11 protein-coding genes are annotated in these 12,873 nt (G+C 50.1%); 5 read left to right on the forward strand and 6 right to left on the reverse strand.

Annotated features, from left to right (window positions below; genetic code table 11):
• Positions 1 to 21 precede the first annotated feature (21 nt).
• From GmarT_RS20795 to GmarT_RS20810, 4 genes are all read right to left on the reverse strand, one after another.
• Positions 22 to 555 (reverse strand): hypothetical protein, encoded by a 534-nt coding sequence (locus tag GmarT_RS20795; RefSeq protein ID WP_002643983.1) that lies wholly within the window; start codon positions 553 to 555, stop codon positions 22 to 24.
• 82 nt (positions 556 to 637) lie between these two features.
• Positions 638 to 1,981, reverse strand: coding sequence for a DUF1501 domain-containing protein (locus tag GmarT_RS20800; RefSeq protein WP_002643982.1), 1,344 nt, complete (start codon positions 1,979 to 1,981; stop codon positions 638 to 640).
• A gap of 136 nt (positions 1,982 to 2,117) precedes the next feature.
• Entirely contained in the window at positions 2,118 to 2,861 is a 744-nt protein-coding gene (gene folK, locus GmarT_RS20805; RefSeq protein ID WP_002643981.1) for a 2-amino-4-hydroxy-6-hydroxymethyldihydropteridine diphosphokinase, read from the reverse strand.
• 143 nt (positions 2,862 to 3,004) lie between these two features.
• The gene (locus GmarT_RS20810) at positions 3,005 to 3,178 is read right to left on the reverse strand and encodes a Flp family type IVb pilin (RefSeq protein ID WP_002643980.1); all 174 of its coding nucleotides are present in this window, start codon (positions 3,176 to 3,178) and stop codon (positions 3,005 to 3,007) included.
• A 381-nt stretch (positions 3,179 to 3,559) separates the two neighbouring features.
• Here GmarT_RS20810 and infA point away from each other — a divergent pair, with 381 nt between their 5' ends.
• The 3 genes from infA (at position 3,560) to recG (ending at position 6,563) form a co-directional block, all read left to right on the forward strand.
• Positions 3,560 to 3,778, forward strand: coding sequence for a translation initiation factor IF-1 (gene infA / locus GmarT_RS20815; protein WP_002643979.1), 219 nt, complete (start codon positions 3,560 to 3,562; stop codon positions 3,776 to 3,778).
• A gap of 148 nt (positions 3,779 to 3,926) precedes the next feature.
• Positions 3,927 to 4,421, forward strand: coding sequence for a ribonuclease HI (gene rnhA / locus GmarT_RS20820; protein WP_002643978.1), 495 nt, complete (start codon positions 3,927 to 3,929; stop codon positions 4,419 to 4,421).
• A 66-nt stretch (positions 4,422 to 4,487) separates the two neighbouring features.
• A complete protein-coding gene (gene recG, locus GmarT_RS20825; protein ID WP_002643977.1) occupies positions 4,488 to 6,563 on the forward strand; it encodes an ATP-dependent DNA helicase RecG in 2,076 nt (691 codons plus the stop codon).
• 18 nt (positions 6,564 to 6,581) lie between these two features.
• On the opposite strand, the gene GmarT_RS20830 is transcribed toward recG, so the two are convergent.
• Positions 6,582 to 7,739, reverse strand: coding sequence for an LptF/LptG family permease (locus GmarT_RS20830; RefSeq protein WP_149303184.1), 1,158 nt, complete (start codon positions 7,737 to 7,739; stop codon positions 6,582 to 6,584).
• 503 nt (positions 7,740 to 8,242) lie between these two features.
• Here GmarT_RS20830 and GmarT_RS20835 point away from each other — a divergent pair.
• Positions 8,243 to 8,623 carry a TraR/DksA family transcriptional regulator gene (locus tag GmarT_RS20835; RefSeq protein WP_149303186.1) on the forward strand — a complete coding sequence of 127 codons (381 nt, stop codon included), beginning with the start codon at positions 8,243 to 8,245 and terminating at the stop codon, positions 8,621 to 8,623.
• A gap of 264 nt (positions 8,624 to 8,887) precedes the next feature.
• On the forward strand, positions 8,888 to 10,411 hold the full coding sequence (locus tag GmarT_RS20840) for a trypsin-like peptidase domain-containing protein (protein WP_002643972.1): 1,524 nt from the start codon (positions 8,888 to 8,890) through the stop codon (positions 10,409 to 10,411).
• A 138-nt stretch (positions 10,412 to 10,549) separates the two neighbouring features.
• Here GmarT_RS20840 and GmarT_RS20845 read toward each other — a convergent pair whose 3' ends face one another.
• Positions 10,550 to 12,673 carry a COG1361 family protein gene (locus GmarT_RS20845; RefSeq protein ID WP_002643970.1) on the reverse strand — a complete coding sequence of 708 codons (2,124 nt, stop codon included), beginning with the start codon at positions 12,671 to 12,673 and terminating at the stop codon, positions 10,550 to 10,552.
• Between the last annotated feature and the right edge of the window lie 200 nt (positions 12,674 to 12,873).

Raw genomic sequence — 12,873 nt, forward strand, 5'->3', positions numbered from 1 at the left:
TATTTTTTTTGTGGATTGATGTCACTTCTCTTTCTGCTGCAGCAAGCTGAGAACTTCAGAATAATTTCTCAGGTAATAGAGAGTGGCACCATTGGGATTGAGTGCGTTCCGATTGTTGGCTTCCACTTGAAGAACTGCGCTTTTCGCGTCCTGATATTCCTCGACGTTCAACCAGAAGAAGTCTTCCTGACAGTTGACCTTCAAATACACGTGGGACTGTAAGGACGGATGATTTTGAGAATATTGACCGGGCGTGGCGACCTGCAACGCTGTCAGGATATCGTTGATTGCCGTTTGGTCTGTGATCGTTGCCAGGCGTGTTAAGCGTTCATATTCACTGGCTGTAAATGCAGAGTATCCTGGAGGAGGCACAACCACTTCGATGGAAGTAACAGAGTCTGCTGTGATTTCCCCGGATTTGATCGCCTGAACAAAATCGGGCCCAGCGGTGGTCCCTCTGATCGCTTGCAGGTAAACAATCCAGGCAAGCCCAAATGCGGCGAAACTCAACGCTGCGATATTCAACAACCGGTTCTGCGCAGGACTCAACACCATGAGTTACGCCCTATTGCCATTACAGAAGAATCCCATTCATTGATCGAGTCGGGGATCGTTATTATACAGTCAACGGTTCCGCTCAGATGAGTTCGGGCATGACTTTGTACTTATTGGTATCGACCAGATAACGGGGACGTCCCTGCAGGTCATCGACGGTCGCAGTTTCAACATTGATACCCAGGTTGTGATAGAGGGTCGCAAAAACTTCCTGGAAATGAACCGGGCGGTCTTCTGCATATTCCCCCAGTCGATTGGTGGAACCGATAATCTGGCCGGTCTTCATGCCGCCACCAGCAACCACAGCAGTGGAGACGCGCGGCCAGTGATCGCGACCGGAGTTGGCGTTGATTTTGGGGGTTCTTCCGAATTCGCCCCAGACGACGACGGTGACATCGTCCAGCATATCACGATTTTCCAGATCTTCAATCAACGCCGTGACGCCCTGATCAAGCATCGGCATGTCTTCGCGACCGCGTTTAAAGTTGCCGCCATGCCAGTCCCAGCGACTGAAGGCCAGCGTCACACAGCGGGCCCCGGCTTCAATCAGACGACGGGCGGTCAGAAAATCATCGAGCAGTTTCGGACCGCCATCGGCGCGAAGTTTGGACGTTCCCCGCCCATAGCGATCGCGGAGTGACTGATCTTCCTTGGAAAGATCTAACGCGTCAGCGAGTTTACTGGAAGTGAGAATGCCAAACGCCTGTTGGTTGAAGGAGTCGAGCCCTTCCATCATGCCGGACGCATCGACTTTACTGCGGAACTGATCGAGCGAACTGAGTACTTTTTTACGGTTATCGAGTCGATCGAGGGTGATCCCATTCAGGGTCATATCAGCCATGCCTTCACCGTTCGGACGGAAGGGAGCGTGAGCCAGACCGAGAAAACCGGGATCTCCGGCGCGCGCCCATTCCATATGGCCCATCTTGGGAGAGAGACCAAGGAACGGAGGAATTGACGGATCGACGGGACCGTACTTTTTGGATAGGACCGAACCTAAGCTGGGCCAGCCTCCCAGAGGCTGGTTTCCAAAGCGTTGACCGGTGAGACACTGAAAGGCATCGTGTCGGCCATCCGAACCAACCATGGAACGGATGAACGCGAACTTGTCAGCCATCTGCGCCATGCGCGGAAACTGATCCCCGATTTCCACACCGGGGACGTTGGTCTGTATTGCATTGAATTCGCCACGAATTTCGCTGGGTGCATCAACTTTGATATCCCACATATCCTGATGGGGAGGACCTCCCGGCAGGAAGATCATGATGATGCCTTTGTGTGTTTTTCGCTGATTCGACGAATTCTCTGCCTGCAGAATTTGCGGAAGCGACATACCACCTAAAGCGAGACCGCCAATCTGGAGAAAGTTGCGGCGTGTAATCTGATCACAAAACTTGCTTTTTTGAGAACCCAGGATCTTGAGCATCGTGTCAGGTCTCCAAATTCGAAAAGGTGGGAGGGCAAAGGCAGGTAAGACTGACTGATTCAAACCGTCATTGTTTGACTTCAAGCAGCCCTGTTAAAAATATCGGCGAGCCCTTATCTATAAGTATAGACGATTTTTACTGGAAATCCAGCGCAGATTGCAAGACATGAACGATTCGTTCAGTATTATTCTGATAATCGGAGAGGTCTAAACGCGGAATCAGGGGCAAATCTTCGAATTTTGTAGTGGATGCCGGAGTGCCCAGCCAGGCTATCAACGTCGGTTCCGGTGTAATTGAGGTGGCTGAACCCTGAGTTTCCCAGTTGGAAAACTGCACTTTAGGATATTTTTCCTGCAGATTTTCAATTAATAAAGCGGCTTCTCTGGGGGGGAGCCCCGCCAGAACAAATTGAAATGGCTTTATCAGCAGTCGCTGACGTAATTCCTGAATCGTGATCTGTTTCTCCGGATGAATGACATCTGCGGCAATTTCTGACAGGGGATCAAGCACAAACCGTCGGTACCAGCAGGCCGGGTGAGGAACCACCAGGTTTTGCGAGCGAATGATTAACTGGTCGTAGAGCAGCAGATCCAGATCGAGGGGACGAGCACCCCAGCGGACTTCTCTGACGCGTCCCATGTCTGCTTCCAGTTGTTGTAACTCCAGTAACAGCGATTCGGGGGAGAGTGATACGGAAAGGTGGGCGGCACCATTCAGAAAAGGATCCGTTGTCTGATCACCCACTGGTGCAGTTTCAATCCAGTGACTGGTTTTGATGACAGAAATGTCTGGATGCTGATCGAGGCGTTCCAATGCCAGAGAGAACGTTTCGTGGACAGGGCCCTGATTTCCACCGAGCGCAATATAGCAGTCAGGCATAGCGGTTCCGGGAGTTTTAAATCAAAAAAAGATGAACGATCCCTGCAGTTTAATAGAATGGTGAAGAAGTGCAATTCTGCAGGACGCAGACAGGAATCCGGAAGGTTCGAGACTGAATTGAATGCTGGTTTAAAAACAGACGGTTATATGCCGTGATTTTGCATTTCCGTCGTCGCATTTTCAAACAGGTCATTCGTGCGGGTCCCGATCGCGGCGATAGCGGCAATACAGACCATCACAATGGCAGCCAGCATGACAGCATACTCGACAGCGGTAGGACCATCTTCTTCGATGAGAAATCTTTTAAGATACTGCATGACTAGAATCCTGTCAGATGTGTGGTAACCTGAAAGGTACCTTTCAGATTAACGGACCGACAACTGATGAGGTTCACTATCCATAAGCAGGGTCCGATTTATTAAAGCGTACCTTACGTTTGACGACTGCTCCGGAAAAAACTCTATCTCCGGGATAAAAAAACGCTGAATCGGCGTTTCTGTGAGGATTTCCCTGCCTGAATCAGAGGTTATATGACTTGCGGGTCTGTTCAGACTGGCATATTTGCTGTCTCCCTGTCACAATATGTGGCACAAAGAACTCCCGACTGTCTTTCATCAGACAGAGACTGGAGTTAGGTTTATGCGAAATGTATCGCTTATTCCCTTTTTATGAACTTTATTGGACAGGATACAATTGTTATGGCCAAAGAAGAGGCCATTGAAGTCGAAGGTACAGTGACCGAGGCACTGGCAAATACTCAGTTTCGAGTCGAACTGGAAAACGGACACCAGGTTCTGGCGCATGTAGCCGGCAAGATGCGAAAACACTTTATTCGTATCGTCCCGGGTGACAAAGTCGTGGTCGAGGTCTCCCCTTATGACCTGAATCGTGGACGTATTGTCTATCGAGAACGATAGTCGCGACAGCGCGACCCGCTTCTTTCCCAGAATTCACGAGGGGTGATTTTACGCTCATTTGCAGCGCCCCCCCTGTATTTGTTGTTCGTACCGGGACTCATATTTGAGTCATCGTTTATTTTTTGCCAGGCGTGCGTTTACCATTATTATGACTGATGATGCAGCAGATCAGGACGCTCTCCCGTTTGTGCAGATCTTTACCGATGGTGCCTGCAGGGGAAATCCGGGACCGGGAGGCTGGGGAGTGATCCTCAGACATCCTGCTACCGGCACGGAAAAAGAGTTCTCCGGAGGCGAGGCAGTCACGACCAATAATCAGATGGAGTTGCAGGCGGTGATTTCGGGCCTGGAACTGTTGAAACGGACTTCCCGTGTGGAGGTGATTACGGACAGTGTCTACGTCGCCAAAGGCTCTAAAGAATGGATGCCGAACTGGAAAAAAAACAACTGGCGCCGGCGGGAAGGTAAAAGCTGGAAGCCTGTGAAGAATGAAGAGCTCTGGCGGAAACTGGATGTACTGCTGGAACGCCACGAAGTCCGCTTTACCCAGATCAAAGGGCACAGTGGTCATCCTGAAAATGAACGCTGTGATGAACTGGCAGTGGAGTTTGCACTCAAGTTACAGAGTGAGTCTGAATATTAGCCTGACAACAGGTAACTCATCACTCCCCTGATTCCTATAACTCGGCTCGAACGGTTGTAGAATACAATGACCGCATCTCCCCTGGAAACTCCTGTTCAATTCCTTAATGGAGTCGGTCCGGATCGCGGTGAATTGCTGGGAAAACTTGGAATTCAAACCGTAGAGGATCTGTTGTGGCATCTGCCTCGCAGTGTGCTGGACCTGACCGATGTCCGCCCGGTTAATGAACTGGAAGAAGACCAACCCGCATCCGTCTGTGGCAAGGTCGTGGACCTCGATGCCCGCACAATCTCACGCGGCCGGACGATTACTGCAATTCTGCTGGATTGTGGCACCGGGTTCCTGAAGGGAACCTGGTTCAACCAGCCCTGGGTCATTAAACGGTTTTTCCAGGGACAGTTGCTGATGTTTTCCGGCAAACCCAAACGCCGCTCCGGAAAATGGGAAATTTCTCATCCCCAGTTCCAGGTCCTGGAAGAAGACCTGGATGATCCACAGGGACTGATCTTACCCCGGTACAGCCTGACCGAAGGTATCAAGATGTATCAGATGCGGCGTTTCGTGCGCGCTGCGGTTGAGGAATATGCCCAACTGATCCCCGACTATCTGCCGGAAAGTTTTCGTGAGGCGCATTCGCTGATTCCGCTGAGTCAGGCTGTGATCCAGATGCACAAACCCCGGACCATGGAGGAATACCATGCCGGTGTGCATCGTGTGATCTACGATGATCTTCTGGAATTTCAACTGGCACTGGCGCTGCGCAGACGACTCTGGACCTGTGTCGATAATGCACCGCTGGTAAAAGTCACTGCGAAAGTCGATGCCCGGATCCGACGACTGTTTCCATATGATTTTACCGAAGGTCAAAACCAGGCGATTGAAGAAATTAAAACCGATCTGGCTTCAGGGCGAGCCATGCATCGCATGCTGCAGGCAGATGTGGGCGCCGGCAAAACCGCCATCGCGATTTATGCAATGCTGGCCATGATTGCCGGGGGAAATCAGGCGGTTCTGATGGCCCCGACAGAGCTGCTGGCGGTACAGCACTGGGAAACAATCAACAAGATTTTAAAACACAGTCGGGTGAAACACTGCCTTCTGACCGGCAGCCTGTCTCCCTCTGAACGCAAAGCGACACTGGAACAGATCGCTTCCGGAGAACAACAACTGATCGTAGGCACGCAGGCGGTCGTCCAGAAGGATGTCCGATATCATAACCTGGGACTGGTGATTATCGATGAGCAGCATAAGTTCGGTGTGATGCAACGGGCTCATTTCTCCAGCGATCAGAATACCCCGCATATGCTGGTGATGACGGCGACGCCGATCCCCCGCAGTCTGTGTCTGACGCAGTTTGGTGAACTGGATATCTCAGTGAATACAGAACTGCCTCCCGGTCGGCAACCGGTAATGACGAGCCGCGTCTCGACAACGCCTCAACGAAAAAAGGCCTGGGATTTTTTAAGGACCCAGATCGCGGCAGGCAGACAGGCTTATATTGTCTGCCCGCGCATTGACTCCGAAGACGAACAGAATATTCGGTCCAGTGCCGAGGAAGTGTATCGCAAACTGCAGAAGAGTGAGCTGTCGACGGCTTCGATCGGGCTGGTACACGGCCAGATGGATCGCGAAGAACGGGCCGAGATCATGAGGCAGTTTCACCAGGGAACAATTCAGGTGCTGGTCTCCACAACCGTCGTCGAAGTGGGCGTGGATGTTCCCAATGCGACGCTGATGGTCATTCTGCAGGCGGATCGTTTTGGACTGTCACAGTTGCATCAGTTAAGGGGTCGTGTGAGTCGCGGCCTTCACCGGGGAAACTGTTTTCTGTTTTCTTATACGGAGAGCGAAGACGCATTAAATCGACTGTCAGTGATGGAGCAGACCACCGATGGCTTTGAAATAGCCGAGGCGGATTTCCAGGCACGTGGTCCGGGGGATATCTTCGGAACCCGTCAACATGGTGAGCTGCCGCTGCGGGTCGCGGATCTGAAACGGGACGCAGCCATTTTACAGGAAACGCATGAGGTTGCCTTACGACTTGTCGAACGAGGTGAGTTTGACCAGCCCCGGTTCGCCCCTCTCAAGATTCGCGTGCTGGAGCGATTCGGACAACTGATGGATCTGGGTCAGAGCGGTTGATTCTGTCCCGCTTAATACTCAGGTCTGAACCCGGTTCGTGAACCAGGCGGCAAGTGTTCCGTTCGTTATTACGGGAAACCAGGCTGCCTGATCTGGTGAAATCAGCTTTGTGGACCCCATATAAAGGAAACACTGCGAAATTCCGAACAGGCCTCCCATCACACAGGCACAGATCGCGATATTCAGGATCAGACTGCGACTTTCTTTGCGCAGTACAAATGGAATTGAAATCAGTACGGCAATCAGGTTCATGATCGGACGCGTGAGTCGGGAATGCAGGTCCAGTTTCTGTTTACGAATCGATAAATCACTGAAAGAAGGATTATTGATGCGGGCAATCAGATCCGAAGTCGAGATCAATGAACTGAAATTGCGATTACAGAGTTGATCACAGCCCACATCCGTCACAATAAATATCTCATTCGGCTCAGGACCGGGCTGGATTATTTCTCTGGCAAATTCAGCAATCTCCAGCTCCTGATAACTCGGGGTAGCCTGCTTCAGCAACCAGCCTCCCGGTCTGGTTTGGGTCGGGGTCTGATAGATCGCGGTGTCAGACTTGACGGTGACGAAATCATGAACCATCGGTTTAGACAGAACAAACTCTGCATTTTTCATTTTCTGTTCAGTCAGGAATACTTCCTGACCGTTGATCATAATCCGTGTGCTGAAATCATAAACGGGCTCGACAAACTGAGCAGAGCTTGCCATGTCTCCACGTTCCGCCTGAAGCTTATCCGCAATGGAAGGAATGATGACTTCCTGGTTCAGACACATCACACAGTTAACAATAATCGTTGCCATAGCCAGTGGTATGGCCAGGCGGTATGTAGGAATGCCGGCTGAGAGAACGGGATTCAGTTCTCCGTGACGCACCATCAGGGAAAAGACAACGACTCCAGCCAGTACGGAAAGAATCGGGCTGATCATGTCAAAAAAGAGCGAAGATTGATAGAAGTAGAATTCAAGCATAATCCAGAGCAGGCTGGTCGATGCGTTCTGATCGACCTCAAGACCGTTAAGGTCATTCGATGAGACTTTTTCTGCTCCTGCCTGAAAGCCATCGATGTTCGTAAATCCGTCAAAAACTACGTACAGGCCGTAGGTTGCGATGAATCCGATCACGAATACATGGAAGTATCGTTTGAGCAAATAGCGGTCGAAGGTCGTAAACACGTTTCCCAATCGTTGACTGTCACTGAGCTAAGAAACTGGTTTCAGGGGCGCGTATTACATCGCAATCGGGGAACCGGGTCAATATCAGGAAACAGCCCTGGAATCCGAATGTACATTCGCTACGGCCGTTTGGTTTTAAACGTCCAGTACGTAAAACGGGCTCCTGGTCAGGAAATTCAGAAAATCCGAAGAAAAGACGCCATCTTAAGTTACTGGAAAATTTTGACTTATGTATTAATTTCTTATTTTGAAAGTTTCCAACTCTCGACATTTAATTCACGTAGTGAATAATACCTGTGTGTAGCTTTGATGCAAAACTGAAAATATCTGGTCATGTTTCCAAATTCTTTAGCCAAATTAAAAGCTATGTTTTGGGAGAATCGACTTTTGAAGTTGCTCACCGAATATGATCTTTATGAGGGGACGAGAGAGTGGTACGAAAAGACGCAATAATCAGGTTGCACAAGCAACTGCTGAATAGACGTGATGAACTGAAGAAGCTGGTGAGTGACAGTTCAGAAGGTTCGTCGGGCAGCCAGTCGTCCGTTGAGGACAGTGGTGATGCTGCGATTCGCGAACGCCGCCAGGATCTGGAATCCCATCTGGCCGAGATTGAATACAAGGAGCTGATGCAAATCCGCCGAGCGATCTCGCTGATTCAGGAAGGCCGTTACGGTCACTGCGAAAGCTGCAATAAAAATATACCGATTGCACGGCTTAAAGCAGTTCCTTATGCGATGTTTTGTGTCAGTTGTGCAGAACAGCGCGAATCAATGGGATTATCCACTCATGATGTTCATGGCGATTGGGAGAACGCATACGAATTCGAAGGACGGCTTAACGATCAGGAAGTCAGAATTCACGATTTGGATCTCGAAAAATAGTATCCCCTTCCGATAATAATGCCAGAGGGTTCTAACAGACTGATTACTGTTTTCTTCTCCCCCGAATGAGACAGCCCCTCATCACTGACATTCATTGGGGAGAGATTCATAATAATCAGTCACCTGATCCCTGGTATTACCAGTGCCGTTGCCGGTCACTGGTAATCAAATCGTCCGGCACTGGCGAAGGATTGCCTCATTTTGCCGTAGCTATAAATAGCTAAATCGCAAAAAGATCCTGGGTCACGCTGAGAGATTTGCATCATGAAGAATCGATACCCCCTGGTTTTCGTCTTTGGTCTGGTTGTTTCCGTTTCACTGTGGAATACCTGCTTTGATTCCCCGCTGTCATCGAATCAGCTGGAAGCAAAGGTTCCTTCCCAGTCGAACCCCCGGCAAGCGCATTCCCCACTACTGCCCTCTACTTCTCCCCTGCATGAAGGCAGCCGTCATCTGGCTAAAATCGCCAAACTGGCTACCCCGAGTGTCGTTCATATCCAGTGTGAACGTCAGACGCCACGCGGTGCAGTGGAAGAAACCGGTTCGGGTGTGATTGTCAGAGGTGAAGGTACCTCCGGTTTATATATTGTGACCAACCGGCATGTGGTGCGAGACTCTGAGGGGACCTCCATTTCCATCTCCCTGCATGATGGTCGTGTGATACATCCCCAGCAGAAATGGGAAGACAAAGATACCGACCTGGCAATTCTGAAAATCGGGATTACCGATGTGACACCTGCCGACTGGGGCGACAGCGACAAGCTGGACATTGGACATATGGTACTGGCGATGGGCAGCCCGTTCGGATTAAGTGAATCGGTCACCCTGGGAATCATCAGTGCCAAAGGCCGGCGTTCCCTTCAGTTGGGCAGCGGATCGGAAGTTCTCAATCAGAACTTTCTGCAGACCGATGCGGCCATCAATCCTGGTAACAGTGGTGGACCGCTGATTGATCTCGAAGGTAAAATCATCGGCATCAATACAGCCATCGCATCAAACAGTGGCGGTAACGACGGGATTGGTTTCAGTATCCCCAGTAAGCTGGTACGTCATGTGTTCAACCAACTGGTAAAATATGGCCAGGTTTACCGGGCCTATCTGGGTGTGCAACTTGATCCGGAATTCAGTATTGCAACTGCGGGCCGCTTGAAAATGGACCGTGTACGGGGAGCCCGGGTTGTGAAAGTCATTTCAAATACGCCGGCGTCTCGTGCCAACCTGAAGTACGATGACATCATCCTCAGTTTTGGTGGCATCGATGTCCTCGACCAGAACCATCTGATCAATCTGGTCAGCCTGACCCCCATCGATAACAGGGTCAGTGTGGTCCTGTTACGTAGCGGCCGAAAGGTCAATGTAATGGTGGAACTGGCCAATCGTCGTATTCTGGACGAACTCGAACGGAAGCAGAAAGAGACTCAACAGTCACGGCGTCCGGGTACCTCGGCTGCCCCCATGAGCTTCCAGAAAATAAAAAACACGACTGCAAATGATGTTTTATCCGGTCTGCAGGTCCATGCGATGAACGCAGACCTGGCTACCCAGTTGGGATTTGAGGCCAATCAGACCGGGTTACTCATTATGGATGTGGATCAACAGAGTTCACTGTCTAACGTGGTCAAACTGTATGATGTCATTGAGGAAGTCGCCGGAACCCCGGTCAACAGCCTGAACGATTTTCGACAGGTTCTGGAGCAGACTAAATCTTTGGATAGCCTGGTCCTGAAAATTTCGAACGGCAAACCGGGTCAAACACATCATCAACTTGTCATCTGGAAGAGAAATTGATTCTCTGACAGCGGATTTCATCGGAACCATCTTTGATGGAAGCGGTCTCTCTCAACCTGATTCGCTTCAATAAAAAAACCCGGTCAGCAGATCACTGACCGGGTTTTTATTATTTTCAGCAGCCTGAGGCTGTTTCGCTTAGTCTTTGTAGAAGCGAGTCAGTTCTTCGAACAGCAGAGGATCGCGGATCGAATCGCTGGCGAGTCGAGCCCGGAACCGCTGATTCCCTTCCACAGTACCCCGTACGATTACCTGGTATTGTACCGAATCGCCAGGTGCCAGATCTCCCAGAGATTTGAAGACGACCACACCATTTTCAGCAATGTGCTGAGTCGGACCGGTTGCAGTAATCAGTTCCACACCAGGAGGCAGTTCGCAGGAGACCGAAACATTCTGTGCTGACTTACTACCATCATTCTTAACAACCACCTTGTAACCGGTTTCTTTACCGATTTCGACAGGATCGTCCAGGTCAGCGATTTCCAGAACCAGCTGGGCAGTTCCTTCAATTCGTGTCTGAATCTGAGCGTCTGATTTTACGTTGTGTTCAGAAATGGCTCGTACGTGATGCACATAGTTACCGATGGTTTTGGTTTTTAACTCCAGGTTCACACTGGCAGTTTGACCTGGTTCCATCCGACCAAGAAACCAGCTGATCGTAGAATCTTCCGGATTGAACTGTCCACCGTGATCGGCATTGACGAATTCAAATCCTTCAGGAATTTTGTGCAAGACGCGAACATTATTCGTAGCAGCAGCACCATCGTTGAGTGTCGTGATGACGTACTGAGCACTGCGACCTTTGTAGCGAAGTCCGGGACCATCGATGGCAACCTGAACTTTCGGAGCGATAACATTTACACGAGCCTGTGTCGCCTGAACCAGACCACCTTCGGCTTTTGCCTGGACGTTCACGACCTGCTCACCACCCATCACGGCGGCTAAAGCCAGTCGAATGGTTCGCGATTCACCAGGATTGAGTGATCCCACCTGCATCTGCAGATATTCTGCGGTCACATGTTCCAGTCCCTTGGGAATTTCAGCTTCGAGCACAACATTGTGCAATGTACCAGTCCCCGGGTTGGAGATGGTGACAGATTGAGAAGCGGGTTCACCGATCATTACATTGGTTGGACCTTTGACGGCAACCTGCAGCATGGGTTCTGCTACCATGAACGATTCAGCCAGAGCACTGGTTGAGCGAACATTGGCAACAGCAGAAATGGCACCCCGCTGACTGGGAATCATTGAAATCCGGATTACTTTCGTTTCGCCGGCTTTCAGCGATTCAAATTTCCATTCCAGATGATCACGACTGGAACTGGGAAGAGGTTCCGCATTTGTCAGCCGCACGGAAATCGGAAAGAATGCTTCGACCAGCAGGTCCTGGGCAGCCTGTTTTCCTTCGTTTTTAATTTCCAGTTCGAATTCACATTCCTGACCTACGTTAATTTCTGTTTTCTTGATCCATTTATGGGTCAGTTTTGCAGTTGCTTCATCCGAAGCGGCACCCACAGGTTTCACACTGATTTCACTCACACGACGAGTGCTGGGAGACGCACTGATTGTAATTCCGGAAGGTTGCTCTGTTTTTGGTGCAGCAGCCGCGGATCCAAAAGTCAGATGATGCTTGTTTTCCACAGTCTTTCGATCCGGAATCCGGGGAATGGAAAGGCTGGGAGTCTGTGGAGCCGATTGACTGAACTCCGTTGGCAGACGGAACTGGTTTTCACGTGAGTTCCCTGCACTGACCTGCTGAATCTTGCCTTGGGCAGATTTCTGGTTACCCTGCTGAAATTCAGCATGAACAATATTCTGCTTGTCTGACTGTTTTGAATTGAATGTTTCGAAGTGGTACTGTTTTTTTCCACTTTGTGGTTCAGAATGACCAATCTGCTGGAACTGAGACTGGCTTGGCGCGGGAGTCTCTGTTTTTGCTTTGTTATCCAGTCGGCGATAAGGACGTTCCTGGCCAAACAGTTCCTTGTAATAATTTGGAACCTGTGAGAGACGTTCTTTGTCAGTCGGCCTGTATTCTGCTGACTGCTCTTTGACAGCTGCATTCTGACGAGGCTGCGAAATCGTGATCCGTCCCGTATTATTCTCAGGTGCCTGACCGGAAAAATACTGACTGGAGGACCGGGAAGTGGAAGCCGAATCAAAGGGCGACTTTGATTCGAGTATGCGATCATCGGCGGTGGCGATACTCGCACTCATTACCATAGTTGAAAATATCGCGAGCATCTTTTTTCCGCGTCGCATTTTGTTTCTCCTTACCGATTGGAATTTACTGCTGGATCGGAACTGATTTGAGGTTTGATTTGACATGAAGAGCTCTGAGAGCGGGAGTGGTCTGATAAATTACAAAGCGGCGTATTAGTTTTATCCATTTCTCTCTATCGGATCTGAGGATCCAAGGAATTGAATCAGATATGCTGATTTTTTAAAATAAACCGGAATTG

The organism is Gimesia maris (genome assembly GCF_008298035.1).
In the GTDB taxonomy this organism is placed as follows: domain Bacteria; phylum Planctomycetota; class Planctomycetia; order Planctomycetales; family Planctomycetaceae; genus Gimesia; species Gimesia maris.

What these genes read in the sequence shown, in the direction of transcription:
- GmarT_RS20845 (WP_002643970.1), bottom strand. Translation starts at nt 12,673, where the DNA reads ATGCGACGCGGAAAAAAGATGCTCGCGATATTTTCAACTATGGTAATG.
- recG (WP_002643977.1), top strand. Translation starts at nt 4,488, where the DNA reads ATGACCGCATCTCCCCTGGAAACTCCTGTTCAATTCCTTAATGGAGTC.
- rnhA (WP_002643978.1), top strand. Translation starts at nt 3,927, where the DNA reads ATGACTGATGATGCAGCAGATCAGGACGCTCTCCCGTTTGTGCAGATC.
- GmarT_RS20795 (WP_002643983.1), bottom strand. Translation starts at nt 555, where the DNA reads ATGGTGTTGAGTCCTGCGCAGAACCGGTTGTTGAATATCGCAGCGTTG.
- GmarT_RS20800 (WP_002643982.1), bottom strand. Translation starts at nt 1,981, where the DNA reads ATGCTCAAGATCCTGGGTTCTCAAAAAAGCAAGTTTTGTGATCAGATT.
- GmarT_RS20810 (WP_002643980.1), bottom strand. Translation starts at nt 3,178, where the DNA reads ATGCAGTATCTTAAAAGATTTCTCATCGAAGAAGATGGTCCTACCGCT.
- folK (WP_002643981.1), bottom strand. Translation starts at nt 2,861, where the DNA reads ATGCCTGACTGCTATATTGCGCTCGGTGGAAATCAGGGCCCTGTCCAC.
- GmarT_RS20840 (WP_002643972.1), top strand. Translation starts at nt 8,888, where the DNA reads ATGAAGAATCGATACCCCCTGGTTTTCGTCTTTGGTCTGGTTGTTTCC.
- infA (WP_002643979.1), top strand. Translation starts at nt 3,560, where the DNA reads ATGGCCAAAGAAGAGGCCATTGAAGTCGAAGGTACAGTGACCGAGGCA.